Raw genomic sequence first — 26,097 nt, 5'->3', positions numbered from 1 at the left:
TGCGAAGGAAGCGAGCATGACGCCACGCATCTGGTTGACCACCCTGGCAGCAGCCAGCCTGTTCCCCTTGTTGGCGCAGGCCGCCGCTGAGCAGCAGTACTCCAGCGAGGCGGGCCCGCTGACCGTCAGCACTGTCGCCGATGGTCTGCGCAATCCCTGGGCGCTGGCCTTCCTGCCCGGCGGAAAGGACATGTTGGTCACCGAACGTCCAGGCAATCTGCGTATAGTCAATGCTGAGGGCAAGGTAGGGCCGCCGCTGTCCGGCGTGCCCAAGGTGTGGGCCGAAGGGCAGGGTGGGCTGCTTGACGTGGTGCTCTCGCCTGAGTTTGCCAAGGACCGAACCGTTTATCTGTCCTATGCCGAAGAGGGCAGCGATGGCAAGGCGGGTACCGCCGTCGGTCGTGGCCAGCTGACCCAGGACCAGTCGCGCCTGGAGAACTTCACGGTGATCTTCCGCCAGCAGCCCAAGTTGTCCGAAGGCAATCACTTCGGCTCGCGGCTGGTGTTCGACCGTGACGGCTACCTGTTCATCGCCTTGGGCGAGAACAACCAGCGTGCCACGTCGCAGGACCTGGACAAGCTGCAGGGCAAGATCGTGCGCATCCTGCCCGACGGCGAGGTACCCAAGGACAACCCCTTCGTCGGCCGCGACAACGTACGCCCGGAGATCTGGTCGTTCGGCCACCGCAACCAGCAGGGCGCGGCGCTCAACCCCTGGACCGGCATGCTCTGGACCCACGAGCACGGCCCGCGTGGCGGCGACGAGATCAACATCCCCAAGGCGGGCAAGAACTATGGCTGGCCGATCGCCACCCACGGCATCAACTACTCGTTGCTGCCGATCCCCGAGGCCAAGGGCAAGCACGTCGACGGCATGGTCGACCCCCATCATGTATGGGAAAAGTCGCCGGGCATCAGCGGCATGGCGTTCTACGACAGCCCCACGTTCAAGGCCTGGGACCACAACCTGTTCATCGGCGCGCTGGCGACACAGGAGTTGATCCGGCTGAAACTCGATGGCGACAAGGTCGTGCATGAAGAGCGGCTGTTGGCTGACCTGAAAGCCAGGATTCGTGACGTGCGGGTAGGGCCGGATGGCTATCTGTACGTGCTGACCGATGCCAAGGATGGCGCCTTGTTGAAGGTGGGGCTGACAGAGGGCTGATCGTCCCGGCGTAAGCCCTGGTGCAAGCTATTGCAGTTGCCCTGGGGCAATGTTGTGGGAGCGGGCTTGCCCCGCGATGGCGTACCATGCGCGGCATGACTCCCGAATCCCTTTATCACAAGGCGCTGGCCGAGCGCGGTTACGTTCCCGATGCCGCCCAGGCAGCCGCTGTGGCGGCCTTGCAGGCCTGCTTCGACTCCCTGCTTCAGGGCCAGCCGACGCAAGGCCTGTATCTCTGGGGCCCGGTCGGCCGGGGCAAGACCTGGTTGATGGACCTGTTCCATCGCAGCTTGGAACTTCCGGCACGGCGCCAGCATTTCCACCACTTCATGGCCTGGGTCCACCAGCGCCTGTTCCAGCTCAATGGTACCGCCGACCCGCTCGCGGCCCTGGCCCGGGCGCTGGCCGAAGAGATACGGGTGTTGTGTTTCGACGAGCTGTTCGTCAGCGATATCGGCGATGCGATCATCCTTGGCCGTCTGTTCCAGGTGTTGTTCGATCACGGTGTGGTGATCGTCGCCACCTCCAACCAGCCGCCTGACCAGTTGTACCGCGATGGCTTCAACCGCGAGCGGTTCCTGCCGGCCATCGCCGCCATCGAGCAGCACATGCGCGTGCTGGCGGTGGCGGGGGAGCAGGACCACCGACTGCGTCCCGGCGTGCAACAGCAACGCTATTGGGTCGACAAGCCAGGGTGGCCGAGCGCGCTCGAGGCGGTGTTCCAGCAGCTGAGCCCGAACGATCCAGGCAGTGATCAGCCGTTGCAGCTCGGCTCCCGGCGTATCGGCGTGCTGCGCCGCAGCACGCACGCCATCTGGTGCCGCTTCGCCGACTTGTGCGAGCAGCCCCTGGCCGCCATGGACTTCATGGCATTGTGCGACCGCTTTCCGGCGATCCTGATCAGCGCTATTCCGGCCCTGGGTGGCGTCCAGCAGGCCGGGCGCATTGCCCGCGGCACCGAGGACGGGGCCGCCCGCGTCGAGGCCGGGGATCGCCAGTTGCCGACGCTGGCGCCGAAGGATGATAGCGTGCGGCGCTTCATCGCCCTGGTGGACGAATGCTACGACCGTCGGGTGTTGTTGTACCTGGAGGCCGAGGTGCCGCTGGAAGCGCTCTACACTCAAGGGTATCTGGCGTTCCCGTACCAACGGACCCTGAGCCGGCTACGGGAGATGCAACTGCAACGCTTCGCCTGAAGGAGCCGACCATGGAGCCGCTGTCGCATCATCTGCTGACCCAGGCCTACAACAATGGCTGGGCCAACCACCGCCTGTACAAGGCTTGTCTGCAACTGACCCAGGACGAGTTCGTCGCCCCCCGCTGCAGTTTCTTCCCGTCGATCAAGGCCACCCTCAACCACCTGTTGACGGTCGACTGGTTCTACCTGGATGCGCTGGAGTGCGAGCAGCGCGGCCAAACGCCGGACCCGGATGGCGAGCGCTTCTTCCAGCCCGAGCAGCCCTTCGCCACCTGCACCGACCTGCAGGCCCAGCAGGCCCAGGCCGACCAGCGGCTGATCGCCTATTGCCGGCAATTGCGCGACGACCAGTTGCGGCGCTACGTGAGCATCGTGCGACCGGACCGGGTGCAACTGGAGCAACGTTTGCGCCTGCTGTCGCACCTGTTCGAGCATCAGATCCATCATCGTGGCCAGGTACACGCGATGCTCAGCGACACGGCGATCAGGCCACCGCAGTTGGACGAATTCTTCTGCGAAGAAGAGGCCTCACTGCGCTCCGGGGATTTTGCCGCGCTGGGTTGGAGCGAGGCGCAGGTCTGGGAGCAACCCTAAGGGACGCTCAGGCTGTTTCGGCACCTGTCAGATCGTGGGCGGCCTGCACCAGCTGCTCCAGCTGGTGATGCACCATGGCACGGTCCAATTGCGCCAGGGCCTGGCGATTCCACAGTATTTGCATGCCGGTGAGTGGGTCGACACCGATCACAGGCTTGCAGGTGTCCTGACAGAACAGGTTCTGCTCGCCCCAGCGTACGTCGTCGATTGCGGGCAGTTCGATGAACATCAGCAAGTGATCCGCCGGGTGCTCGCTGACGTTGCACACAAAAGAACCCACCTGCAGGCTGATCACCGGGTCGAAGGTCAAGGGTGGATCCAGCTTCAGGGCAGCATACAGCTGGGTCAATGCATAATCGTAGTTCGTGCCTGACATGGCGAGTTCTCGATAATGAAGGGGGCCGTCACGGTAGTGTGGGCACGCCCTGGTGGATACCGGTCGCTGTCGCCAATTTTTAGTTGTTGGCTGTCAGCAGAGGCGTTGTGGGGACTGCCACATTCATTCTTCGCCAGACCATCTATTTCCTACAGAAAGTGGCGAAATGCCACTTGCTCCTGCGAACTATCCCTGCATTCATTTCAGCGGGCACGCCTTAGTCTACCGCCTCGTCTTCATCGATACGGTCAAGTCCACAGAGGCTGCTCCAGTTCTGTAGGCGTTGCGATTCGTTCGGTGTTCAAAAGGTCTACGGGAAGCAAGGCCTGGTGTGAGAGGGATTTCTCCAGTTGAGGGCTGGTGTGTGCAGGGGCGGCAGTTGGATGTTGTCGGGGCGGGGTTCACGTCCTTGGGGCAGGAAGGTTTTTACGCCATCCTGGCGGGTGAGTTGGCCCTGCGCGAAAAGGACGACATCATTCATCTACGGGCTGGTGAGCTGCTGTTCGTCAAACGCGGCACTTATCTGGTTGCGACCCAGGCGCAGGGCTGTCAGGTGCTTTGGCTGCCGCTGGACGTGAACTTCGTGCAAGCCTTTGTGCAAAGGCATGGCACTGACCTCGCCCGGCTTGAACGTCACGAGGAGGCGTGCGTGAACACCCTCCGGCTCCAGCCTTGCGCAATGGCGCAGGAATGCGTGGCCAGACTGGCGGCACTTGGTGGCGAAGGGGCAGCTTCAATGCTGGCGATGCTGCGCCTGGAGGAGTTGCTGTTGCTGTTGGTCTTCGGTCCGCAGGGGCGGACGTTGCTGGCGGCTTTGCGGCAACAGGGCAATCGCCATGTCGATCGCCTGCATGCCTTCATGGAGCAACACTACCTGCGCGAGTGGCGACTGGACCAGTATGCCGAGGCTTTCGGCCTGGGCCTGACGGCCTTCAAGTGTTTGTTCGCCAGCTTCTACAAATGCCCGCCCCGAGCCTGGATCACCGAGCGCAGGATCGTCCATGCGCACCATTTGCTGCTTAACACGCGCATGAGCATTGTCGACATCGCCATGGAAAGCGGCTTTTCCAGCCAGTCGTATTTCAGCCAGAGCTACCGCCGGCGGTTCGGCCGCACCCCCAGCGATGCTCGCCGTGGCTGACAACTCTTCTGTTCCCTCCGTTGCCCGGATGATGCGTGTATGAACACACTTTTGCAGCAAATGGCCCGACGCTTGGGCATGGCGCCCTGGTTGGCCAGTGAGCGCGGTGACTACCAACTGTGCATCGAGGGGCATCCCCTGTCGCTCGAGCCGCAAGGCACGCGACTGCTGATTCGCAGTTCACTGTCCTCGCTGGCCGGCCAAGGCGCCAGCCTCGACCCGCAAGCCTTGCGCCGCATGATGGGCATGCTGACGGTGTGGGCTCAGCATTGTCCGCAGCGACTGGCGCTGACACCTGCGGGAGAGCCGCTGCTTGAAGCGCAGGTAGACCTGGCGCAGGGCGATCTCGACATCGTCGATCATGTGCTGGGTGCTCAGGTCGACCTTATCGATCTTCTGTGCGGGCAACCTGCGGATCAAGCACCTGTGACCCACGGAGGAGCTCGGATATGGCTGCCTTGAAATCGCTCGCCGCCGGTTTGACTGCGTTGCTGGCCAGCGTTGCGGTCCAGGCTGAGCCACTGGATTGGCCCCAGGAGCCGTTCCACTACGTTGCCCAGGGCGAGAGCCTGCGTGACCTGCTGGGCAATTTCGCCGCCAACTACCAGGGGGCGGTCGTGGTCAGCGACAAGGTCAGGGACCAGGTCAGCGCCACGTTCGAGCAGCCGGACCCGGAGGCGTTTCTCGAACAGGTCGCCGTGCTGTTCAACCTGGTCTGGTACTACGACGGCGCAGTGCTCCATGTCGACAAGTCCAGCGAAATGCAGACACGCCTTGTCCACCTGGAAAACGTGCGCGAGCCACAAGTTCGCACTGCCCTGCAGGAGGGTGGCGGCTGGACGTCGCGCTTCGCCTGGCGCGCTGCGGCGGATGGGCGGTTGGTGTATGCCTCGGGCCCACCGCGTTACCTCGACCGTGTCGAGCAGACCGTGAAGGCGCTGGAGCAACAGGCGGTATTGCAGGACGCACTCGGTGGCAGCCTGAGTGTCGAGGTGATCGCGCTCAGGCACGCGGTAGCTGAAGACCGTGAAATTGATTACCGCGACCAGAAGATTGCGGTACCCGGTGTGGCCACGCTCCTCTCTCGAGTGTTGACGAACGCCGATGTGCGGGTGGTCGAAGGTCAGGCGGTGGCGAAGGGGGCGCCTGTACGCAGCGGTCAAGCCGTTGTCCAGGCCGAAGCGTCGCTCAATGCCATCATCGTGCGTGACCATCCAGAGCGCATGCCCATGTACCGGCGCCTGGTAGCGGCGCTGGACCGGCCGGCGGCACGCATCGAGGTTGGGCTGACGATCCTGGACATCAACGCCGAGCATCTGGCTGAGCTCGGGGTGGAGTGGCAGGTCGGCATTGGCACTGGCAAACACCAGCTGATCGACATCCGCACCAGCGCAGGCCAGGCGCAGGGAACGCTGGCCGGCAGCCTGGTCGACGGTCGGGGGGTGAACCGGCTGCTGGCCAAGGTGATGCTCATGCAGGGAGAAGGCCGCGCCCAGGTTGTGTCGCGGCCGACCTTGCTGACCCAGGAAAACACCCTGGCGGTGCTGGACCACAGCGAAACCTATTATGTCCGGGTGCTGGGCGAACGCGTCGCCGAGCTCAAGGCGATCACCTACGGCACCCTGTTGAAAATGACTCCACGCCTGATCCGCAGTGCGGACCGGCCGGAAATCAGCCTGAGCCTGCATATCGAGGACGGTAGCCAGAAGTCCAACAGCACGGGCCCCGATGGCATACCCACGATCAGTCGCACGGTCATCGACACGCTGGCCCGGGTCGACCTGGGGCAGAGCCTGATGATCGGTGGTATCCACCGCGACGAGACGAGTGTAAGCCTGCGCAAGGTCCCGCTATTGGGAGACATTCCGTTCCTGGGGGCGTTGTTTCGCTATCAGTCCAGCAGCACGCGCCGATCGGTTCGACTGTTCCTGATCGAGCCGAAGCTGATCGATTCCGGGCTTGCAAGTGTCGGTAATGGTTCGGACGCAGTCCCTGCCGGTGATGAGCGCTCTTGAAATGAGTTACCAGCTGCGGGTCTACAGTGGCCTGAATGCGGGGGCCGAAGTGTCCCTGGCGCCCGGCCGGGTAGTCATCGGCGCCGATCCGGCGCAAGCCGATCTGGTGCTGGTGGACGCGGGAATCGCCGCCGTTCACCATGATGATCCTGCCACTGCCGCCCCTGCTGCTGGACCTGCTGATCGCGCTGAACATCACCATCGCCGTGGTGCTGCTGATGATGTCGGTGTATGTGGTCTCGCCATTGCATTTCTCGGTGTTCCCCTCGGTGCTGCTGGTCACCACGCTGTTTCGCCTGGCGCTGTCGATCAGTACCACGCGGATGATCCTGCTGGAAGCCGATGCCGGGCAGATCGTGCAGACTTTCGGCGACTTTGTGGTGGGTGGCAACCTGGTGGTGGGCTGCATCCTGTTCCTGATCATCACCATCGTGCAGTTCCTGGTCATCACCAAGGGCGCCGAGCGGGTAGCGGAAGTCAGCGCGCGGTTTTCCCTCGACGCCATGCCGGGCAAGCAGATGAGCATCGACGGCGACTTGCGCGCCGGGGTCATCGACGTCAACGAGGCCCGTGAGCGCCGTGGCGAGGTGGAGAAGGCCAGCCAGATGTTCGGTGCCATGGATGGCGCGATGAAGTTCGTCAAGGGTGATGCTATCGCCGGGCTGGTGATCATTATCGTCAACCTGCTGGCTGGCCTGGCCATCGGCGTGATGCAGAAGGGCATGGGCGCGGCTGATGCGCTGCAGGTCTACGCGGTGCTCACCGTCGGCGACGGCATGGTCAGCCAGGTGCCGGCGTTGTTGATCGCCATCACCGCGGGAATCATCGTCACCCGCGACGGTCAAGGTGCCCATGACCTGGGGGCGAACATCGGCAGCCAGGTCATGGCGCAGCCCAAGGCGCTGCTGATCGGTGGCGCCTTGCTGGGGTTGTTCGCACTCATCCCGGGCTTCCCGACAGTAACGTTCTTCATGCTCGCGTTGATGGTCGGCGGCGGAGGCTGGTGGGCGATTCGCCAGCGGCGGGTCGAAGAGGCAGGCCAACAGCACGGCGGCGGTCTGCCGGCGTTGCTGGCCAATGGTGCCGGCGCTCCCGCGCTGAAACCCGCTGGCAAGGCGAAGGCGGGCGGCGATCCGCAGGTCTTTGCCCTGACGGTGCCCTTGCTCATCGATGTGGACAGCGAGTTGCAAGCCGCCCTGGAAGCCGCTTCGTTGAACGATGAACTGGCACGGGTCCGCCAGGCGCTCTATCTGGACCATGGCGTGCCGTTCCCTGGTATCCGCCTGCGTTTCAATAGCGCGCTCGGCCCTGGGGAGTACCGCATCCTGTTGCAGGAAGTGCCGGTGGCGCGAGGCAGGCTGAAGCCTGGGTGTCTTCTGGTTCAGGAGAAGCTCAGCCAGTTGGAGCTTGTCGGCGTGCCCTACGTAGAAGGCGAAGCGCTCTTGCCTGGACGTGCGAGCCTTTGGGTGGAGCAGAGCGAGCGTGATCGCCTGGCGCGTGCCGGCTGTGCCTTCCTGGCGGTCGACCAGGTGCTCGCCTGGCACCTGTCCCATGTGCTGTGCGAATACGCTGGGGATTTCATCGGCATCCAGGAAACCCGCTACCTGCTGGAGCAGATGGAGCAGGGCTATGGTGAGCTGGTCAAGGAGGTTCAGCGGATCCTGCCATTGCAGCGAATCACCGAGGTCTTTCAGCGGCTGGTGAGCGAGGGCATATCGATCCGCAACATGCGTTCGATCCTCGAGGCCATGGTGGAGTGGGGGCAGAAGGAAAAGGACGTGGTGCAGCTGGTCGAATATGTGCGCAGCAGCCTCAAACGCTATATCTGCTACAAGTATGCCAGTGGCCACAACCTGCTGCCGGCCTACCTGCTCGATCCGTCGGCCGAAGAGATGATCCGCAACGGCATCCGGCAGACCAGCGCCGGCAGCTACCTGGCCTTGGAACCTGCGCAGAGCGATGCCTTTCTCGCCCAGCTAAAGGCAGCGCTGGGCAACCTGCATGAAGCCCAGGCAAAGCCCGTGCTGGTGGTGTCCATGGACATCCGACGCTATGTGCGCAAGTTGGTCGAAGGCGTTTGTTCAGACCTGCCTGTGCTGTCCTTTCAGGAGCTCACGACGCAGATCAACATCCAGCCACTAGGGCGCATTGGTTGACGCCATTCTGGCGTCAGAAACCATACCCCTGAACTACAAAATCGCGACCGGGCCTGACGGAATGGTCGCCACCACCTCAATAGACTTCATCTGTCGGTACCTCAGCCTGGTCATGGCCAGCCTTACCTTGAGACGGGGTACCCAGCCAACCGGAAACAGATGATGAACAGCTCTATCGACGCATTCAACCGCCTAGCCCCCTTGCCGCCTGTTGATCGCGTGGCACCCCCGCAGATCTGGGTCGATATCCAGAGGGTGGAGTGCTTTCTCGACCAGAAAGCGATCACGGCTGCGGATGATCATGGCCTGCCATTGAGCCGCGAGCAGCGGCGGCAGGTCATCGAGACCTTGCTGGGCCCCGAAGGGCAGGCGCGATTGGCGCAAAGCCGGTCCTACTTCGACAGCCTGCTGCCCGATCCTCTGCCCGACGACCCAGCCGATGCCCTGATCCAGTTGCTGCAAGCCTATGCGGCGTGGTTGCCGGGCGCTCCCCTGCAGTTGGTGAACCTGGGCGAACGGCTAAGCATGGACGAGCTGGTGATGGCGGCGATGGGTTTACGCATGCGCAAGCAGAAAACCGAGCGTACAGAGCTGAGTGAGCAGCTGAAAAGCCTCACCGCAGAGCTGAAGATCTTCAGCGTGATCCAGTCCAAGGTCAACGTGGTCATGGCAGACAAGGGCACCTTCGATCTTCAGGACCCGGGCTTCAACCTCTTCGACCCGAAGTTGTACGACCTGGATGCGGCTGCCTGGGAAACCAGCCCTGAACATCGATTACTTGCTTCGTACGGCACTGCCGCGGTGACGGTACAGCAGTTCCTGGCAGCCAAGCCCACCGGCCTGTCGCCCGATAGCAGTGTTCATCGGCGACACAGGGTCAGCGGACCGATGGATGACCTGAAAGCGGAATACACCTGGCACAAGGACAACAACCCGCTTGCCAACTTCTCCCAGGCCTTGAGCGATCGCACGCGTATCGTCAATGACAGGGTGACCGAGAAGACCACCCTGCTCAATGACGCGGGGTCGCGCTACACCACCTCTACCGAGGTGATGATGAAGTTCGTCGAGACGTGGTTCTCGATGCTGTCGAAGATTATGCAGAACTGAGGTGATTGATGAGTGCAGCTCAACCGACAGGCGCCGATGCCAGCGAGACCGAGGCGATTGAAAGCTTCTTCGCCGAGGGCGGCACGTTCGCCATGTTACGCGGGATTGGCGCGGCACAGCTTGAAACGCTCTATGCCCAGGCATTCGGCTTCTACCAGGCGGGGCGGTTGGAGGATGCCTTGACGATGTTCAAAGGGCTGGCGGCGCTCGACCACTACGACGCCCGGGCATTTCTCGGGGTGGCAGCCAGTTACCAGGGGTTGCAGCGTTATCAGGAGGCACTGCCGGCCTACGCCTACGGCGCAATGCTCGCGCCGCAGGACCCGCGCTTTTGCTTGCATGCCGCTGAATGCCAACAGCATCTGGGTGATCTGGTTTCGGCGCGCAGCGGCTACGAACATGCCCAGGCCTTGGCCGAGAGCGTTGAACATGGCGGCTTGGCGAGCAGGGCGCAGGCGCTGCTCGAGGCATTGCGACAGAAGGAGGCTACACGCCGTGCGAATTGAACATTTTGGCGCTGAACCACGGGAGATCGCGGCTGCAAGCGAGATTGAAGCGCCCGTGACTGGCACTGCCGTCCGCTTGCCAGGCGATACCGGCAGGGTCCCGGTGGACATGCCAGCGCAGCCTGATCGTAGTATCAGGCTGGACCCTCCGTTGATTGAGGAATCCTTGGCGACAGCACGACACCTTCATGGCCTGCTCGATAAAAGTGTCGACCCTGGCCACCTCATGCAGCCGGCATTGGCCACGGTACCCGATGTCGGGGCATTGATCCTCGGGCAGCTTGCCGGAGAGATCTCCGATGCCGAGCTGGATATCCGCCTCACTGAATTGCTGAGCCGGTTGGGCGCCCGCCAGACCGAACTCAATTTGCAGCAGGTTCGGCAGATGACCGAGCAGAACCGCCAGCAGATGGCGCTCAACGCGCAGAAATTGGCAGAGGTGAACCAGCGTCACCAGGACGCCGGCACGGCGAGCGTATTCGACAAGGTCTTCGGCTGGGCGGCGGCCATCGTGTCCATCGTGGTCGGCACGGTGCTGGTTGCGACCGGGCTGGGCGCCGTGGCGGGCGCCCTGATGATCGCCGGTGGCGTCATGGGGATAGTGTCCATGTCGTTGAAACAGGCGGCCGAGGACGGGCATATCTCAAAAGAAGTGATGAAATACCTCGGGCCTGTGCTGATGGCTGTGGAAGTCGCGCTGGCGCTTGCCTCGGTGGTGCTGACCGTTGGCGGCAGCCTTGCGGTGGTTGCCGCCAAACTGGCCGGCAAGGTGAGTGGCAAGGCTGCACAGGTTGCCCTCTCGGTGGGCCAGAAAATCCAGAGTGTGGCCTCCAGCGGGAGCGCCTCGGTTGCCAGCGCAGGTTCCCAAGCCAAGCTGCAGATGACCATGACCGGTGTCAGCATGGCGACCGCCACGCTGTCGAGCGCGAGTGAGGCGGCCAGTTCGTTCATGCAAGGACTGGCGCTGCGCAGCGAGGCGCAACTGGCCGAAACACGCCTGGTGCTCGAGCAGGGCCACGCTTATCTCGAGCAGCTGGCCAAGGAACTTGACCAACTACTCGCAAAGAAGCAGCAACGCTTCGAGCAACTGCTGGAAATGCTGAGCGCACGCCACAACGCCTGCGCGGATATCGCCTGTCTAAACGTCATCGCCTGATCAAGGAGCAATCATGAGTCTGTCTATTACCAACATCGATCAATCGCCCGCCGTGGAAGCTCCGTCATCGCTCATCAAGGGGCACAATGCCCCGAAGCCCTTGTGGGCGATGCTGGCCATGCCCAACCCGGCAGCGCAAGAGAAGACCGGCGAGCGGCCAGGGCAAATCGGCCTGGATGCGCCACAGACGATGCCCTGCAGGCAGGATGTGCATTGCCTGCTGGCCATTCTCAGCGCTGCCATGCAGGTGCGCGACGGTAACGCCCAAGGGCGCAGAACACAGGCCGAGGTCAGCGTGCAGGCCGGCAAGGAGCAGATCGGCTGGATGAGAAACGCCAGCAACGCGCTGTTCGCTTCGGCGGCCGTCAGTGGCGCATTGGGCATGTTCACCCTGACCAGCGGCACTACCGGCATGGCCAGAAACCTGAGGGATGCAAGCGCGATCAAGGGGCTGGAACAAGCCAGTCATGCGGCCAGATACGCTCAGCCTGGCGAGGTGGCAGTGGCTTGGAAGCAGCAGATCGGCGCGAACCGGATTGAGGTCAAGCATCTGCAGAACGGCATCGATACCCGTAACACTGGCCTGCACACACTCAATGGCGTGGCGCAAAGCGGGGCTGCGTTCGGCACCGGCATCGCCCATGCCATGAAGTCGCTGCAGGATGCGAGGGCCAAGGAACAGGAGCTTGAAGCAGCGGTTGCTGGCAACCAGAAGGAGCTGTTCCAGCGCAACACCGATGACCTGGCGAAAGTGATCGACCAGGTGCGTCAGCTCATTCAGGAGATCCTGCGTAACGACAGCCAAGGATTCAGGGCTGCAGGGGTCATGGCTTGAGCTCGCCGGGAAGCATGCAGGCGCGCGTGAGTCAGGGCGTAGGTTTTTTTCAAGAATTTGATAGAGGTTTTTAAAGTGCCAGACGCGATTTCCATGGGTGGGGTACATCAGCTTTACTCCAGCCCAGTCAATGAGCGCAGTGACTGCGCACAGCTCAGAACCACCGAGTCCGCCCAGCGGCTGGCTCACCACGAAGCATCGCTAACACATGGCATCCTGATGCGTCTGTTCATTGCCGTTGCTGAATTTCTTGGCTTTCGCACCGGTGTGGCGAAGGATGCCAAACAGGCTACGACGCCGGCGCCGGGTGTGATGAGTTCATTGAACGAGGGAATGGCCAATGGGCTGTCTGAGGTGACGAGGTCGCAAGCCAGAGGCATAACGGCCAAGCTGGAAGAAGTCTCGCTTGAACAGTTCATGGCCAATTACCACATACACCTGGAGGGCAGCAATATCATGCGCAGCACCAGTTGCCTGTTCTCTAATATCAGCTCGCTTGGGCGCCTCGTCCCCGAGTTGCAGGTAGATACAGGCATCAACAAGCTCAAGTTCGCCCAGGAATTTTCGTTCATCGAATCGAATTCCGAGAGCAATACCAAGCTGATGCAGAGGGATCCAGAGGCCGCGGGCAAGGTACTCGAAGCGGTCGGATTCCTCGCCGCGCAATTCGCCGAGTTCCCTGATCCTGATCAGGTTGGGGCCGCCGCAGTGGTCGCGTTCGTCAAGGATGTCGAAACACAGTTCATCGAGCGGTTTGCGCAACAGCCTACGCTGCCAGCGGCAAGCAACAACGAAGAGGCGAACGGGGCGGCGCGGGTTACGGAGCCGGCACTGGCCGCCAGTAGCCTGGACGATGCATTCCAGGCGCAGGCCATCGAGCGGGTTGCGCCAACCGAGATACCGACCGATGGCGCAATTGATGCTGCCAAGGCTTTGAAGGAGGTGACGTTCGGTTTAGGCGCTGACGGCAAGCTACCGAAGCTCGATGACTTCCACGCGGTGATGAGGTCACTGCAGGATCCTGTGGGCCCGCTGTCACGACTGTTCGGGCATTTCGAGTCGCTGGTAGGGCAGGGCAGTGCGTCCGAGCAGAAGATCGCCGCGATGGTGCTGGAGCACACGGCGCTGGGGCAGACTCATACCTTCGGCGAGCTTTTCGGGCATCTGAAGCAGGAGCCCGTGCCGCTTGCAGGTTTCCGGGCGATGGCGATGACGGATACGCTGGAGAGAAGGTGTACCTCCGCCGTTCGCCAACTCGAGGCGCTGCCCGTGGCTCGCGGGGCCTAGTAGGGTGTTTCACAACTAACTGGTGGTATTTGCAAAACACCACATTAGCGGCACCACTGGCTTGGGGCTTCAGCGCCCCAGCCAGTCGATCAGCGCCTTGTGGAACCGCTCGGGTTGCTCGATCTGCGGGGCATGTCCGAGCCCTTCGAAGGTCACCAGGTCCCCCTTCGGAATCAACCCGGCCACCTGCGGTCCCAGGGTCTTGTACCTGCCCAGCATGGCCTTCACCTCGGGGGTGGCGATATCGCTACCGATGGCCGTGGTGTCCTGGTCACCGATCAGCAACAGCGTCGGCATCTTCAGGTCCTTGAACTCGTGCACCACCGGCTGGGTGAAGATCATGTCGTAGATCAACGCCGAATTCCATGCCACCGCCTCGTGCCCCGGGCCCTTGTTCAGCCCCACCAGCATCTGCACCCAGCGTTCGTACTCGGGCTTCCAGCGCCCGGCATAGTAGGTAGCGCGCTCATAGTTGCGCACGCCCTCGGCGTCGAGCTTCAGCTCCCGGGCATACCATTGATCCACGGTGCGATAGGGCACCCCCAGGGCTTTCCAGTCCTCCAGGCCGATGGGATTGACCATGGCCAGGCGTTCCACCTGCTGCGGGTACATCAGGGCGTAGCGAGTGGCGAGCATGCCGCCGGTGGAGTGGCCGAGTACGATGGCTTTGTTCACCCCCAGGCTGGCCAGCAACGCATGGGTGTTGTCGGCCAGTTGCTGGAAGCTGTATTGGTAATGTGCGGGTTTGCTCGAGGTGCAAAAGCCGATCTGGTCCACGGCGATGACCCGATAGCCGGCCTGGCTCAGCGCATCGAGGGTGGTTTGCCAGGTGGCGGCGCAGAAGTTCTTGCCGTGCATCAGCACCACGTTGTGGCCGTTGGCCGTGCCCTTGGCGGGCACGTCCATGTAGCCCATCTGCAAGGCCTGGCCCTGGGACTGGAAGTCGAAGTGCTGCAACGGATACGGGTAGGCGAAGCCTTCGAGTTGCTTGCCGTAGGTTGGCGGTTCGGCGGCGATGGCCGCGCCGGTAATCAGACAGGCCAGGGCCAGGGCAGTTGCGCGCAGCATGACAGCACTCCGTCCAGTTGGGGAAAGAGCGACTGTAGCAGCCGCTGGCGGTTACCCGCCGTGAAAGGTGTTACCCAGTATGAAACCAGCCCAGGGTGACCATCGCCACCACGATGTAGCGCCCACCCTTGGCGAGGGTGACCAGCAGCACGAAGCGCCAGAAGGGTTCGCGCATGATCCCGGCGATCAGGGTGAGCGGGTCGCCGATCACCGGCATCCAGCTCAGCAGCAACGACCATTGCCCCCAGCGCTGGTAGCGCTGCTGGGCGTGCTCCAGCTGGCGGGCGCTGAACGGGAACCAGCGCTTGTCGCGCAGGTGCTCGATGGCCCGGCCCAGCAGCCAGTTGACGATGGAGCCCAGCACATTGCCGAGCGTGGCGACCAGCAGCAGGGTGGCCCAGGCTTGCGGGTCGCGAAGCAGCAGCCCGACCAGCACCGCCTCCGATTGCAGTGGCAGCAGGGTCGCGGCGCCGAAGGCGCTGAGGAACAGCGCCCAAAGGCCGAGCATCAGTAGATGGCGACCACGGTGTCGCGGTCGTCCTGGGTCACGCCGATGACCTGGTAGGCGTCCTTGTGGTCACCCATCTCCATGCCCGGCGAGCCCATGGGCATGCCGGGCACGGCCAGGCCCTTGAGGTCGGCGCGGTTGGCCAGCAGGCGTACCTGCTCGGCCGGCACATGGCCTTCGACGAACTTGCCGTTGATTACCCCGGTGTGGCACGAGGCCAGGCGTGGCGCCGCGCCCAGGCGCTGCTTGACCGCGCTCATGTCCGGCTCGACATGGTCGTTGACGGTGAAGCCATTGTCGCTCAGGTGCTTGATCCATTCCTTGCAGCATCCGCAGTTGGGGTCGCGGTAGACGTCGATGGTCTCGGCGGCCTGGGCCAGGCCGGTGATGGCCAGCAGGCCGAGGGTGAGCAGGTGTTTGCGCAGCATGGTGAAGCTCCTGTGAAACTAGACATATCTGGTTGATCAGCGCCGACTCTGTAGGAGCGGCTCATAAAGGACCGGCGTCAAACCTTAGAAACGCAGGCGGACCCCGGCCACCCACCGGGTCTGGCCGCTGTCCTCGTCATTCGCTCGGGCCTGCTCGGCGCGGTTGCCGTGCAGGCGGTTGAAGCTGACCCCGACATAGGGCGCGAACGCCCGGGTGATCTCGTAGCGCAGGCGCAGGCCCACCTCGCTTTCTGCAAGCCCCGCGCCTTGCTCGCGCCCGGCGTCGTTGCGCCCGAAGAAGTTGGCTTCGACGGTCGGCTCGAGGACCCAGCGATTGCTCAGCAGCATAGCGTAAGCGACCTCCAGGCGCAGCGCGGTCTGCTGCCGCTCGCCGGCGTAGGCGGTGGCTTCCAGCTCCAGGCCGTAGAGCGGCGTGCCCTGGATGCCGAAGGCGGCCCAGGCCTGGCCGCTGGCGGGCTTGAAGTCCTGGCGTACACCGCCGACCAGCTCCCACCAGGGGCTGATGGCATGGCCCCAGAGTGCCTGCAGCTCGGCCTTGTGGGTCTTGCCCTGTTCACGTTCACCCTCGCTGCGCAGCCACAGGCGGTCGATATCGCCGCCGACCCAGGCGGTGGCGTTCCAGTTCAGGGCGCCACTGTTTTCGAAGTTCTGGTACTCCAGCTGGTCGACGATCACTGCCCAGTTGGTTGCCCGGTCGTGCACCTGATGCCCCGGCAGCGGCGGGAAGGCGGCGCGGCGGTCGGCGTCGGTGACTACCGGCAAGGGTGTGCGTGGTTGGTCGGGGGGCGTCGCCGCGTGGTTCATCAGGCTGTGGTCCATGGGCATGCTGCCATGGTTCACCTGGCCGTGATCCATTGGCATGGTGCCATGGTTCATGTGGTCCATACCCGTGGCCAGTGCCCGTTCACTGACCAGCAAGGCCAGCAGCGCGACACCGGTGGCGAAGCTGCGGTTGCGGTTCTCATTCATCGACCCGTACCTCGCGGAACATGCCGGTCTCCATGTGGTAGAGCAGGTGGCAGTGGTAGGCCCAGCGGCCCAGGGCGTCGGCGGTCACACGGTAGCTGCGCCGGCTGCCGGGAGGGATGTCGAGGGTGTGCTTGCGTACCAGGAAGCGCCCTTGTTCATCTTCCAGGTCGCTCCACATGCCATGCAGGTGGATGGGGTGGGTCATCATGGTGTCGTTGACCAGGGTGATGCGCACCCGCTCGCCATACTTCAGACGCAGCGGCTCGGCATCGCTGAACTTGATGCCGTCAAACGACCAGGCGAAGCGTTCCATGTGCCCGGTCAGGTGCAGTTCGATGTCCCGCGATGGCTCGCGTCCGTCCGGATCGGGGTAGGGGCTGCGCAGGTCGGCGTAGGTCAGCACTCGGCGGCCGTTGTCGCGCAGGCCGATGCCTGGGTCGGCCAGGTTGGCGCGGGGCGCCATGGTTTGCATGTCCACCAGCGGGTTGTCGGTTTCGCTGGCTGGATGGCTTTGCATCATGGCCATGGCCGAGTGGTCCATGCCCGCCATGCTGCCGTGGTCCATCCCCGGCATGTTCGCATGGTCCATCTGGCCCATGCCGCCATGCCCCATGTCGTCCATGCTCAGCACCGGGCGTGGATCCGGCTCGGGCACTTGAGCTTGCAATCCGGCGGCGCGGGCCAGGGTGCCACGGGCGAAGCCGGTGCGGTCCATGCTCTGGGCGAACAAGGTATAGGCGGGCAGGTCGCCCACGGTGACCAGCACATCGTAGGTCTCGGCCACGGCGATGCGCAGCTCATCCACGGTCACCGGGGTCACCGGCAGGCCATCGGCGGCGATCACTGTGAGTGTCAGGCCGGGAATGCGGAAGTCGAAATAGGTCATCGCCGAGGCGTTGATCAGGCGCAGGCGCACGGTCTCGCCGGGCTGGAACAGGCAGGTGAAGTTGCCGTCCGGTGGCTGGCCATTGAGCAGGTAGGTGTAGCCGGCGGCGCTGATGTCGGCGAGGTCGGTGGGGCTCATGCGCATCTTCGCCCAGGCCCAGCGGTTGTCGAGGGTGTTGCGCCAGCCGCTTTCGGCGACATCGTTTATGAAGTCACCCACCGTGCGCTTGTGGTAGTTGAAGGCGTCGGACTGTTTCTTCAGCGTGGCCATCAGCGCTTCCGGCGCCTGGTCCGACCAGTCGCTGAACAGCAGCACATGATCGCGCTGGTAGCTGTGCTGCTCAGGTTCGCGGGGATCGATGACGATGGCGCCGTACACGCCGGCCTGCTCCTGCAAGCCGGAGTGGCTGTGGTACCAGTAGGTGCCGCTCTGGCGCAGGGTGAACTGGTAGAGGTAGTCGCCACCAGGTTCGATGCCGGCGAAGCTAAGGCCCGGCACGCCGTCCATGTTGGCTGGCAGGATGATGCCGTGCCAGTGGATCGAGGTGGCCTGGTCCAGGCGGTTGCGCACGCGCAGGGTGACGGTGTCGCCCTCGCGCCAGCGCAGCTGCGGGCCGGGCAGGCTGGCGTTGATGGTCTGCGCGGTGCGCGGGCGGCCGGTGATGTTGACCGGGGTCTGGCCGATGAACAGCTCGAACTGCTGTCCACTCAGGTCGTGCAGCGGCAAGCGCCCCTCTGCTGCCTGGGCCAGCGGGCGCCACAGGCCAAGGCCGGCCAGGGCGGTGGCGGCGCCCAGGCCCTTGACGAAGGTGCGGCGGGTTGGAGTCGGTGGCATGGCGTGCTCTCGCTACGAAATTGCCACCATCCTTGCCGCCAGCGCCTGTCAGCCACCTGAGGCGTGGATTACAGATTTGTCAGGCAGCGGCCTCGGCGCCTTCCAGGTCGCGCATCAGCAAGCCGAATTCCAGGGACACCTGCTCGGGGATCGGCAGGTAGACCACATGGCCATCGCCCGGCGCCACCTCGATGGCCTGCTGCTGACGGTCGCACAGGCGGTGCAGGTCGAAGTGGTAGTTGCCGCGCGGAGTCATCAGTTCCAGATGGTCGCCCACGGCGAAACGGTTCTTCACCTTCACTTCGGCCAGGCCGTCCACGCGCACCCCGGTCAGCTCGCCGACGAACTGCTGGCGCTCGGACAGCGAATTGCCGCGCTGGTAGTTCTGGTACTCGTCGTGCACGTGGCGGCGCAGAAAGCCTTCGGTGTAGCCGCGCTGGGCGAGGGATTCGAGGTTGACCATCAAACCGCGGTCGAATGGCCGCCCGGCCACTGCGTCGTCGATGGCCTGGCGGTAGGACTGCACGGCGCGGGCGCAGTAGAAGTGCGATTTGGTACGACCTTCGATCTTCAGCGAATGCACGCCCATATGTGCCAGGCGCTCGACGTGCTGGATGGCGCGCAGGTCCTTGGCGTTCATGATGTAGGTGCCGTGTTCGTCCTCGAATGCCGGCATCTCTTCGCCCGGACGGTTGGACTCCTGCAACAGGAATACCTGGTCAGTGGGGGCGCCGATGCCCAGCGTGGGTTCGAATTCGCGGACGATGTCGCCGGTGGCGTTCTCGGTGGCCGGGGTCGCCTCATATTTCCAGCGGCAGGCATTGGTGCAGGTGCCCTGGTTGGCATCGCGCTTGTTCAGGTAGCCCGACAGCAGGCAGCGTCCGGAGTAAGCCATGCACAGCGCGCCATGCACGAACACCTCCAGTTCCATTTCTGGTACTTGCTGGCGGATCTCCTCGATCTCTTCCAGCGACAGCTCCCGCGACAGGATCACCCGGGTCAGCCCCATGCCCTGCCAGAACTTCACGCTGGCCCAGTTCACCGTGTTGGCCTGCACCGAGAGGTGGATGGGCATCTGCGGGAAGTGCTGGCGAACCAGCATGATCAGCCCAGGATCGGACATGATCAGCGCGTCCGGACCCATCTCGATCACCGGCGCCAGGTCCTTGAGGAAGGTCTTGAGCTTGGCGTTGTGCGGGGCGATGTTGACCACTACGTAGAAGCGCTTGCCCTGGGCCTGGGCCTCCTGGATGCCGAGGGACAGGTTGGCGTGATCGAACTCGTTGTTGCGTACCCGCAGGCTGTAGCGCGGCTGGCCAGCGTAGACCGCGTCGGCGCCATAGGCGAAAGCATAGCGCATGGTCTTGAGGGTGCCGGCGGGGGCTAGCAGTTCGGGCTTGGCGGAAGAGGTCATGTGCGCACCGGGGGCAAAAGGCGCGGATGCTAAGTCGGCGCCGCCGTGCAGGTATTGATCTGGATCAACGGCACTTTTACCGATGCGCTGTGCACTAAATGGTTGAGCCCACGAGGAACGCCGATGAACGAGACCGTCCTGCAGAACAAAGCCCTGACCGTGTTGTTGGCCTTGGTGACCATCGCCTTCATCTGGATCATGTTGCCGTATTCCGGCGCGATCTTCTGGGCAGTGATCCTCGGCATTCTCTTCGCACCGCTGCAACGCCACTTGTTGCTGCGCTGTGGCGGGCGACGCAACCTGGCCACGGCGGCGGCCCTGGCCACCTGCCTGCTGGTGGCGGTGCTGCCGGTGATCATCATCAGCGCCCTGCTGGTACAGGAGGGGGCAGCGTTGTACCAGCGCATCGAGAGTGGCCAGCTGGATATCGCCGGCTATATCGAACGGGGCAAGGATATGTTGCCGGCCTATGTCCAGCATTTCCTCGACCGCATGGGCATGGGCAACCTCGATGGCCTGCGCGACAAGATCACCAAGTGGGCGACCCAGGGCAGCCAGTTCCTTGCCGGCCAGGCCTTCAGCTTCGGCCAGGGCACCTTCGAGTTCCTGGTGAGCTTCGGCATCATGCTGTACCTGCTGTTCTTCTTCCTGCGCGAGGGGGCGGAGCTGGCGCGCAAGGTGCGCCAGGCGGTGCCACTGCCCGAGCAGCAGAAACGCCGGCTGCAGTTGAAGTTCAAGCGCGTGGTGCGGGCCACGGTCAAGGGCAACCTGCTGGTGGCGATCACCCAGGGTGCGCTGGGTGGCTTGATCTTCTGGATACTGGATATCCCCAGCGCGCTGGTGTGGGCGGTGCTGATGGCGTTCCTGTCGTTGCTGCCGGCGGTGGGCGCGGGGATCGTCTGGGCGCCAGTGGCGGTGTACTTCGTGCTGGTCGGGGCGCTGTGGAAGGGGATCGTGCTGACAGCGTTCGGGGTGCTGGTGATCGGCCTGGTGGACAACCTGTTGCGGCCAATCCTGGTGGGCAAGGACACGCGCATGCCGGATTACCTGGTATTGGTTTCGACCCTGGGCGGGTTGGCGGTGTTCGGGCTCAACGGGTTTGTGATCGGCCCGTTGATCGCGGCGTTGTTCATTTCCAGCTGGGCGATCTTTGCCTCGACCAAGCCGCAGGTGCAGTTGCCGTCTTGAATGGGGCGCAAGGCGCCCCCGGGGTCACCGGAAGCTGTAGGAAACCCCGGTATAAACCCCGAACCCTTCCCCCGGCGTCGAGCGGGCGATGTCCTGCCCGGCATCGTTGTACCCCGGGGTCACCGTCGCCGCGTAACGCTTGTTGGTCAGGTTGCGCAAGTCGAGCCAGGTCTGCCAGTCGCGCTTGGGCGAATCCCAGCCCAGGCGTGCGCCGAGCAGTGCGTAGGCGTCGGCGTGGTAGCTGTTGGCGTAGTCCACCTGCACCTTGGACGCCATCTGCGTGTTGATTCCGGCGTAGAAACCACTCGGCCAGTCGTAGCGCAGTTCGGCCTGGTAGTAGTGCATGGGAATGCCGGGCAGGCGGTTGTCGCCGAACTTGTCGTCGTCACGGTAGTGGAAATCGCTGAAGGTGTAGGCCTGGCGCAGGCTGAGCTTGCCGGTGCCGGATTGTTCCCAGAGGAGGCTGTCCAGGCCGGCTTCGATGCCTTGGTGCACGGTGGGGCTGGCGTTGAACTCCTTGAACGGCAAGCCTTGCACGACTTCCACGTTTAGCAGCTCATGACGTACCTGGGCGTAGTACCAGGCCAGGTTCCAGCGCCCCAGCGCGGAATCACCGCGGGCGCCCAGTTCCAGGGTGGTGGCGGTCTGGTTCTGCATCTTCATCGGCTGGTTGTTTACCGGCGCGCTCCAGACCAGCGACCACGGGTGCGGCGGCTCCACCGAGCGGCTGAGATTGCCGTAGACCTGCAGGTCCGGGCGGATGTCGTAGCGCAGGCCCAGCCGTGGCGCATAATCCCAGTCATGCTGGCTGACCTTGCCGCCACTGCTTGGATAGGTGACGTCGCTTTCACGGCGGGTGTAGATCATCGCCAGGCCCGTGGTCAGCCACAGGTTCGGAATCAGCTCCAGATCGTTGCCTGCATGCAACACAGTGTCCGAGCCCTGGTAGCTGAAGTCGCGGGTGCGGGCCCCGAAATTGTCGCCGCCAGGGCGGGCGAACTGCGAGGCGCCGCTGTTGGGCAGGTGCTTGGTGGTGCGCCAGCCCAGGGTGGTCTTGCTCTCATGGCCGAACAGGGTGTCACGCCGCAAGTAGTTCAGCGTGCCGCTGACATCGGTGTAGGCGACCTTCAGGCGCATCGGGCCTTCGCGCAGGTCCATGGGATAGTCGTGATAGACCAGCCCCGCCTCCAGGCGCGAGTCGTCATCCAGGAAGAAGGTGGTCTTGTTGCCGACCCAGGTGCTGCCCGGTTGCGGGCGGCGGTCATCGCGGGCCAGGTAGGCCGGGTTTGCCGCGCGCGCATCGTGCTTGATCTGATCCTTGGTCAGGCGCCCGGCCAGGTCGTTCTCGGTCTCGCGGTAGCGCAGGTAGAAGCGCGTCTCAAGATTCGGATTGAAGCGATAGCCGACGTTGGCGGCGATGCCCTTGGCGCTGCCGCTGCTGTGCCGCTGGAAGCCGTCGTATTCGGCGTCGGTAAGCGCTACGTAATAGTCGAGGTTGCCCAGCACCTGCCCGGAGCTGATGTGCCGGCGCTGGTAGCCACGGCTGCCGACTTCGTAGCGCACCTGCAAAGGCGCGGCATCGTAGCCGGTGTGGGTCACGTAGTTGATCGCGCCGCCCAGGGCCAGCGAGCCCTGGTCGAAACCGTTGGCACCGCGCAGCACTTCGGCGCGGCTCAGCCAAAGCGGTTCGAACAGTTCATAGGGCGTGCCGCCGGGGCCTGTCAGCGGCAGGCCGTCGAACATCGTGTAGACGCCCGAGCCGTGGGCACCCGGCGCGCGGTTGATGCCCGAACCACGGATCGACAGCTTGATGCCGTCGTTACCCGCTGACTGGGCGAACACTCCCGGCTGGTAGGCCAGCACATCCTGATTGGTCGCCACCCGGCCCTGGCCCACCTTGTCCATGTCCACCAGGTTGCTGGCGCCGGGGATATCACGCAGGTGATCGGCGGCGGCTTCCAGCTCGGACTGTTGATGGTCCTGGATCAGCACCTGGTCGAGCTCGACGCGGTTGGCGGCCTGGGCGGAGCCGGCGACGAACAGGGCCAGCAGGGAGTAGGGCAGGGTGGGGCGCATGGGGACGGGGTTCCAGATCGGGTGCGGGAGTCTGACGCTGCAAAGGGCAGCCGAAGCACAGGGGACGATCTATAGGACCTCAAAAAAACACCCCGCCGAGGCGGGGTGTCTTGTATTGCTGTCAGCCGATCAACCGATCAGTTGCAATCCAGCCTGCTGCACCATCTCCAGCAGCGGCTGCGGGTACACGCCCAGCACGAAGGCAAGGATCGCGATGGCCAGCAGCATCACGCCGCCGGTGCGCTGTTCCCACTTCAGCGGGGCGTCGTGGCGACGCAGGTTCGGCTCGACCAGGTACAGGGTGACCATGACACGCAGGTAGTAGTACACGCCGATGGCGCTACCGATCACCAGGGCGCCGACCAGCCACCACAGGTGCGACTCGACGCCGGTGGCGATGATGTAGAACTTGCCGATGAAGCCTGCGGTCAGCGGGATACCGGCCAGCGACAGCATCATCACGGTCAGTACCGCGGTCAGGTACGGACGGCGCCAGAACAGGCCGCGGTACTCGTACAGGGCGTCGGCGTCACGGCCGGCGTATGGCGAGGACATCAGGGTGATCACGCCGAAGGCGCCGAGGCTGGTGATCACGTAGGTGACCAGGTACACGCCCATGGCTTCCAGGGCCAGGCCCTTGCTGGCGACCAGGGCGATGACCAGGTAGCCGAAGTGGGCGATGGACGAGTAACCGAGCAGACGCTTGAGGTTGCTCTGGGTCAGCGCCAGCAGGTTGCCGATGATGATCGACGCCACGGCGATGACTGCCAGTACGGTGCTCAGCACGCCGCTGCTGGCGGCGGGGGAGAGCATGAACAGGCGCACGACCACGGCGAATACCGCGACCTTGCTGGCGGTGGCCAGGAATGCGGCCACTGGCGCCGGGGCGCCTTCGTACACGTCCGGGGTCCACAGGTGGAACGGTACCAGCGACAGCTTGAAGGCCAGGCCCACCAGCATCATGCCCAGGCCCAACTGCGCCAGCAGGCTCGGCATGCTGGTGGCGGCCAGGGCCTTGCCCAGCTGATCGAAGGTCAGGCTGCCGGCGTCGGCGTAAAGCAGGGCCATGCCGAACAGCAGGAAGGCGGAGCCGGCGGCCGACAGCACCATGTACTTGATGCCGGCTTCAAGCGAGCGCTTGTTGAAGAACGCATACGCCACCAGGCCGTAGACCGGCACCGACAGCAGCTCCAGGCCGATGAACAGGCCGGCCAGGTGGTTGGCGCTGACCAGCACCAGGCCGCCCAGTGCCGACATCAGCAGCAGCAGGTACAGCTCTTCCCGGTTGCCCGGGAAACCTTTGGAGCCTTCGCCGAGGTAGGCGTGGGCGAGGGTGACGCAGGCCAGGGTGGCCACCAGGATGATCGCCATGTACAGGCAGGCGAACTTGTCGATGGTCACAAGCGAAGTGACCGCCAGCGGTGCAACCTTGAGTGCCGGCAGGATCGACAGCAGGGCCAGGTTCAGGCCCACGGTGGACAGCAGGAAGGTCTGCGAGTGGTTGCGCTTCCAGGCGATCGCCAGCATCACCACCACCGTGGTGATGGTGGTGATCAGCATCGGCGCCAATGCGATGAAGTGTTGAGTGGTGAATTCCATAGCGCTCTTACCGGGCCGAAGCGAGTTGAGTGAAAGCGGAACCGAGCCACTGCTGCACACCGCTCATGGTGGCGGCAGAGGTGTCGAGGAACGGCTGCGGATACACGCCCAGCAGGATCAAGAGGCCAGCCAGGCCCAGCACCATGATCAGCTCGCGACTGTCCATGCCGGCCAGCACGGTGTCGGCCTTGGCCGGGCCGAAGTAGGCGCGGTGGATCATGATCAGCGAGTACACCGAGCCGAACACCAGGCCGGTGGTGGCGATCACGGTGATCCATGGCACGTGGGCGAAGCTGCCGATCAGGATCAGGAACTCGCCGACGAAGTTGCCGGTACCCGGCAGGCCCAGCGAGGCGGCGGCGAAGAACAGGCTGATGGCTGGCAGATACGCGATGCGGTGCCACAGGCCACCCATCTGGCGCATGTCACGGGTGTGCAGGCGCTCGTACAGCTGGCCGGACAGAATGAACAGCGCAGCGGCCGACAGGCCGTGGGCCAGCATCTGGATCACCGCGCCTTGCAGGGCCTGCTGGCTGCCGGAGTAGATGCCGATCAGCACGAAGCCCATGTGCGAGACGCTGGAGAAGGCGATCAGGCGCTTGATGTCGGTCTGCGCGAAGGCCAGGAAGGCACCGTAGAAGATACCGATCAGGCCCAGGGTCATGGCGATCGGCGCGAACTCGGCCGAGGCGTTCGGGAACAGCGGCAGGGCGAAGCGCAGCAGGCCGTAGGCCGCGGTCTTCAGCAGGATACCGGCCAGGTCCACGGAACCGGCGGTCGGCGCCTGGGCGTGGGCGTCAGGCAGCCAGGAGTGGAACGGCACAACCGGCAGCTTCACCGCGAAGGCGATGAAGAAGCCCAGCATCAGGATGTATTCGATGCGGGCCGGCAGCTCGGCCTTGAGCAGGTCGCTGTAGTTGAAGGTGATCACGCCGGTGCTGTTGTAGTTGACCAGCACCAGGCCGAGGATCGCCACCAGCATGATCAGGCCGCTGGCCTGGGTGAAGATGAAGAACTTGGTCGCCGCGTAGATCCGCGTCTTCTTGCCATCGGCCGAGCTGTGACCCCAGAGCGCGATGAGGAAGTACATCGGCACCAGCATCATTTCCCAGAAGAAGAAGAACAGGAACAGGTCGAGCGCCAGGAACACACCGACCACGCCGCCGAGGATCCACATCAGGTTGAGGTGGAAGAAGCCGACGTGGCGCTGGATCTCTTTCCACGAGCACAGCACCGACAGCACGCCGAGCAGGCCGGTAAGCAGGATCATCAGCAGCGACAGGCCGTCGAGGGCCAGGTGGATGCTGATGCCGAAGCGCTTGATCCACTCGACCTTGTATTCGAGGGCCCAGGCCGGTTCGGCGCCCGGCGCCGGGGCCAGGGTGTAGTTGCCGTTCGCCCACAGCCACAGGCCGATGCCGAGCAGCAGGGACATGGTCAGCAGCGCGATCCAGCGCGGCAGGGTGGAGCCGAAGCGCTCACCCAGCCAGCACAGGAAGCCGCCGATGAAGGGGATCAGGATCAGCCAAGGCAAAATCATGACGGGTTGGTTTCCTTTGGCAAAGTC

Annotated in this window: 22 protein-coding genes and 2 pseudogenes; 14 read left to right on the top strand and 10 right to left on the bottom strand. The window is 63.8% G+C overall.

All coding sequences use genetic code 11. The features are described from left to right. Window positions 1-16 precede the first annotated feature (16 nt). The 3 genes from LU688_RS18005 (at window position 17) to LU688_RS17995 (ending at window position 2,957) form a co-directional block, all read left to right on the top strand. Window positions 17-1,165 carry a PQQ-dependent sugar dehydrogenase gene (locus LU688_RS18005; RefSeq protein ID WP_094011314.1) on the top strand — a complete coding sequence of 383 codons (1,149 nt, stop codon included), beginning with the start codon at window positions 17-19 and terminating at the stop codon, window positions 1,163-1,165. A 95-nt stretch (window positions 1,166-1,260) separates the two neighbouring features. Then, entirely contained in the window at window positions 1,261-2,361 is a 1,101-nt protein-coding gene (zapE, locus tag LU688_RS18000; protein WP_094011445.1) for a cell division protein ZapE, read from the top strand. A gap of 11 nt (window positions 2,362-2,372) precedes the next feature. Then, the gene (locus LU688_RS17995; protein ID WP_094011315.1) at window positions 2,373-2,957 is read left to right on the top strand and encodes a DinB family protein; all 585 of its coding nucleotides are present in this window, start codon (window positions 2,373-2,375) and stop codon (window positions 2,955-2,957) included. 7 nt (window positions 2,958-2,964) lie between these two features. On the opposite strand, the gene LU688_RS17990 is transcribed toward LU688_RS17995, so the two are convergent. Continuing rightward, entirely contained in the window at window positions 2,965-3,333 is a 369-nt protein-coding gene (locus LU688_RS17990) for a CesT family type III secretion system chaperone (RefSeq protein ID WP_023630358.1), read from the bottom strand. Window positions 3,334-3,697: 364 nt separating this feature from the next. Here LU688_RS17990 and LU688_RS17985 point away from each other — a divergent pair, with 364 nt between their 5' ends. The 10 genes and pseudogenes from LU688_RS17985 (at window position 3,698) to LU688_RS17940 (ending at window position 13,539) form a co-directional block, all read left to right on the top strand. After that, window positions 3,698-4,474, top strand: a complete 777-nt coding sequence (locus LU688_RS17985) for a helix-turn-helix transcriptional regulator (protein WP_158659598.1) — start codon at window positions 3,698-3,700, stop codon at window positions 4,472-4,474. Between the two features lie 39 nt (window positions 4,475-4,513). Next, window positions 4,514-4,936, top strand: coding sequence for a CesT family type III secretion system chaperone (locus tag LU688_RS17980; RefSeq protein WP_023630360.1), 423 nt, complete (start codon window positions 4,514-4,516; stop codon window positions 4,934-4,936). Then, entirely contained in the window at window positions 4,924-6,489 is a 1,566-nt protein-coding gene (gene sctC / locus LU688_RS17975) for a type III secretion system outer membrane ring subunit SctC (RefSeq protein WP_094011317.1), read from the top strand. The genes LU688_RS17980 and sctC overlap by 13 nt, the downstream gene beginning before the upstream one ends. A gap of 1 nt (window position 6,490) precedes the next feature. Beyond that, window positions 6,491-6,628: pseudogene (locus LU688_RS28025) on the top strand (FHA domain-containing protein); the annotation flags it as partial. Between the two features lies 1 nt (window position 6,629). Beyond that, window positions 6,630-8,645 (top strand): annotated as a pseudogene (gene sctV, locus LU688_RS17965) (type III secretion system export apparatus subunit SctV); the annotation flags it as partial. A 162-nt stretch (window positions 8,646-8,807) separates the two neighbouring features. After that, the gene (locus tag LU688_RS17960) at window positions 8,808-9,755 is read left to right on the top strand and encodes a virulence-associated V antigen (RefSeq protein ID WP_160290577.1); all 948 of its coding nucleotides are present in this window, start codon (window positions 8,808-8,810) and stop codon (window positions 9,753-9,755) included. Between the two features lie 8 nt (window positions 9,756-9,763). Next, the gene (locus LU688_RS17955; protein WP_094011329.1) at window positions 9,764-10,261 is read left to right on the top strand and encodes a SycD/LcrH family type III secretion system chaperone; all 498 of its coding nucleotides are present in this window, start codon (window positions 9,764-9,766) and stop codon (window positions 10,259-10,261) included. Then, the gene (gene sctE, locus LU688_RS17950; RefSeq protein ID WP_160290578.1) at window positions 10,251-11,417 is read left to right on the top strand and encodes a type III secretion system translocon subunit SseC family protein; all 1,167 of its coding nucleotides are present in this window, start codon (window positions 10,251-10,253) and stop codon (window positions 11,415-11,417) included. The genes LU688_RS17955 and sctE overlap by 11 nt, the downstream gene beginning before the upstream one ends. Window positions 11,418-11,430: 13 nt before the next feature. After that, complete coding sequence (locus LU688_RS17945) at window positions 11,431-12,252, top strand: YopD family type III secretion system translocon subunit (protein ID WP_160290579.1); 822 nt, start codon at window positions 11,431-11,433, stop codon at window positions 12,250-12,252. Window positions 12,253-12,471: 219 nt separating this feature from the next. Next, entirely contained in the window at window positions 12,472-13,539 is a 1,068-nt protein-coding gene (locus LU688_RS17940; RefSeq protein WP_160290580.1) for a hypothetical protein, read from the top strand. A gap of 69 nt (window positions 13,540-13,608) precedes the next feature. Here the strand turns inward: LU688_RS17940 and LU688_RS17935 are convergent, their stop codons facing one another. The 6 genes from LU688_RS17935 to trhP form a co-directional block, all read right to left on the bottom strand. After that, window positions 13,609-14,607 carry an alpha/beta fold hydrolase gene (locus LU688_RS17935; protein ID WP_094011332.1) on the bottom strand — a complete coding sequence of 333 codons (999 nt, stop codon included), beginning with the start codon at window positions 14,605-14,607 and terminating at the stop codon, window positions 13,609-13,611. Between the two features lie 70 nt (window positions 14,608-14,677). Beyond that, window positions 14,678-15,115, bottom strand: coding sequence for a YqaA family protein (locus LU688_RS17930; RefSeq protein ID WP_023629647.1), 438 nt, complete (start codon window positions 15,113-15,115; stop codon window positions 14,678-14,680). After that, on the bottom strand, window positions 15,115-15,543 hold the full coding sequence (locus tag LU688_RS17925; protein ID WP_160290581.1) for a DUF411 domain-containing protein: 429 nt from the start codon (window positions 15,541-15,543) through the stop codon (window positions 15,115-15,117). Before LU688_RS17925 ends, LU688_RS17930 begins: the two co-directional genes overlap by 1 nt. A gap of 84 nt (window positions 15,544-15,627) precedes the next feature. Beyond that, a complete protein-coding gene (locus tag LU688_RS17920; protein WP_038706428.1) occupies window positions 15,628-16,533 on the bottom strand; it encodes a copper resistance protein B in 906 nt (301 codons plus the stop codon). Beyond that, complete coding sequence (locus LU688_RS17915; RefSeq protein ID WP_094011334.1) at window positions 16,526-18,253, bottom strand: copper resistance system multicopper oxidase; 1,728 nt, start codon at window positions 18,251-18,253, stop codon at window positions 16,526-16,528. Before LU688_RS17915 ends, LU688_RS17920 begins: the two co-directional genes overlap by 8 nt. Window positions 18,254-18,332: 79 nt before the next feature. Further along, the gene (gene trhP, locus LU688_RS17910; protein ID WP_094011335.1) at window positions 18,333-19,667 is read right to left on the bottom strand and encodes a prephenate-dependent tRNA uridine(34) hydroxylase TrhP; all 1,335 of its coding nucleotides are present in this window, start codon (window positions 19,665-19,667) and stop codon (window positions 18,333-18,335) included. Window positions 19,668-19,790: 123 nt separating this feature from the next. Here trhP and LU688_RS17905 point away from each other — a divergent pair, with 123 nt between their 5' ends. Next, on the top strand, window positions 19,791-20,855 hold the full coding sequence (locus LU688_RS17905) for an AI-2E family transporter (protein WP_023631352.1): 1,065 nt from the start codon (window positions 19,791-19,793) through the stop codon (window positions 20,853-20,855). A 24-nt stretch (window positions 20,856-20,879) separates the two neighbouring features. Here the strand turns inward: LU688_RS17905 and LU688_RS17900 are convergent, their stop codons facing one another. The 3 genes from LU688_RS17900 to nuoM form a co-directional block, all read right to left on the bottom strand. Further along, the gene (locus LU688_RS17900; protein ID WP_160290582.1) at window positions 20,880-22,931 is read right to left on the bottom strand and encodes a TonB-dependent receptor family protein; all 2,052 of its coding nucleotides are present in this window, start codon (window positions 22,929-22,931) and stop codon (window positions 20,880-20,882) included. 129 nt (window positions 22,932-23,060) lie between these two features. Beyond that, window positions 23,061-24,530, bottom strand: a complete 1,470-nt coding sequence (nuoN, locus tag LU688_RS17895; RefSeq protein ID WP_038706426.1) for an NADH-quinone oxidoreductase subunit NuoN — start codon at window positions 24,528-24,530, stop codon at window positions 23,061-23,063. Between the two features lie 7 nt (window positions 24,531-24,537). Continuing rightward, entirely contained in the window at window positions 24,538-26,070 is a 1,533-nt protein-coding gene (gene nuoM / locus LU688_RS17890) for an NADH-quinone oxidoreductase subunit M (RefSeq protein ID WP_160290583.1), read from the bottom strand. Between the last annotated feature and the right edge of the window lie 27 nt (window positions 26,071-26,097).

It is taken from the genome of Pseudomonas soli, from assembly GCF_021283165.2.
GTDB classification, from domain to species: Bacteria; Pseudomonadota; Gammaproteobacteria; order Pseudomonadales; family Pseudomonadaceae; genus Aquipseudomonas; species Aquipseudomonas soli.
Note: the sequence above shows the minus strand (reverse complement) of the source record. Positions and strands in the feature narration are given on the sequence as shown.

Bases quoted from the DNA above. Each gene is read 5' to 3' on its own strand.
- LU688_RS17955 (WP_094011329.1), top strand. From the start codon at position 9,764: ATGAGTGCAGCTCAACCGACAGGCGCCGATGCCAGCGAGACCGAGGCG.
- sctC (WP_094011317.1), top strand. From the start codon at position 4,924: ATGGCTGCCTTGAAATCGCTCGCCGCCGGTTTGACTGCGTTGCTGGCC.
- LU688_RS17945 (WP_160290579.1), top strand. From the start codon at position 11,431: ATGAGTCTGTCTATTACCAACATCGATCAATCGCCCGCCGTGGAAGCT.
- LU688_RS17980 (WP_023630360.1), top strand. From the start codon at position 4,514: ATGAACACACTTTTGCAGCAAATGGCCCGACGCTTGGGCATGGCGCCC.
- LU688_RS17930 (WP_023629647.1), bottom strand. From the start codon at position 15,115: ATGCTCGGCCTTTGGGCGCTGTTCCTCAGCGCCTTCGGCGCCGCGACC.
- LU688_RS17935 (WP_094011332.1), bottom strand. From the start codon at position 14,607: ATGCTGCGCGCAACTGCCCTGGCCCTGGCCTGTCTGATTACCGGCGCG.
- nuoM (WP_160290583.1), bottom strand. From the start codon at position 26,070: ATGATTTTGCCTTGGCTGATCCTGATCCCCTTCATCGGCGGCTTCCTG.
- LU688_RS17995 (WP_094011315.1), top strand. From the start codon at position 2,373: ATGGAGCCGCTGTCGCATCATCTGCTGACCCAGGCCTACAACAATGGC.
- zapE (WP_094011445.1), top strand. From the start codon at position 1,261: ATGACTCCCGAATCCCTTTATCACAAGGCGCTGGCCGAGCGCGGTTAC.
- LU688_RS17990 (WP_023630358.1), bottom strand. From the start codon at position 3,333: ATGTCAGGCACGAACTACGATTATGCATTGACCCAGCTGTATGCTGCC.
- trhP (WP_094011335.1), bottom strand. From the start codon at position 19,667: ATGACCTCTTCCGCCAAGCCCGAACTGCTAGCCCCCGCCGGCACCCTC.
- LU688_RS17920 (WP_038706428.1), bottom strand. From the start codon at position 16,533: ATGAATGAGAACCGCAACCGCAGCTTCGCCACCGGTGTCGCGCTGCTG.
- LU688_RS17915 (WP_094011334.1), bottom strand. From the start codon at position 18,253: ATGCCACCGACTCCAACCCGCCGCACCTTCGTCAAGGGCCTGGGCGCC.
- LU688_RS17940 (WP_160290580.1), top strand. From the start codon at position 12,472: ATGCGTCTGTTCATTGCCGTTGCTGAATTTCTTGGCTTTCGCACCGGT.
- LU688_RS17960 (WP_160290577.1), top strand. From the start codon at position 8,808: ATGAACAGCTCTATCGACGCATTCAACCGCCTAGCCCCCTTGCCGCCT.
- LU688_RS18005 (WP_094011314.1), top strand. From the start codon at position 17: ATGACGCCACGCATCTGGTTGACCACCCTGGCAGCAGCCAGCCTGTTC.
- nuoN (WP_038706426.1), bottom strand. From the start codon at position 24,530: ATGGAATTCACCACTCAACACTTCATCGCATTGGCGCCGATGCTGATC.
- LU688_RS17900 (WP_160290582.1), bottom strand. From the start codon at position 22,931: ATGCGCCCCACCCTGCCCTACTCCCTGCTGGCCCTGTTCGTCGCCGGC.
- LU688_RS17905 (WP_023631352.1), top strand. From the start codon at position 19,791: ATGAACGAGACCGTCCTGCAGAACAAAGCCCTGACCGTGTTGTTGGCC.
- LU688_RS17925 (WP_160290581.1), bottom strand. From the start codon at position 15,543: ATGCTGCGCAAACACCTGCTCACCCTCGGCCTGCTGGCCATCACCGGC.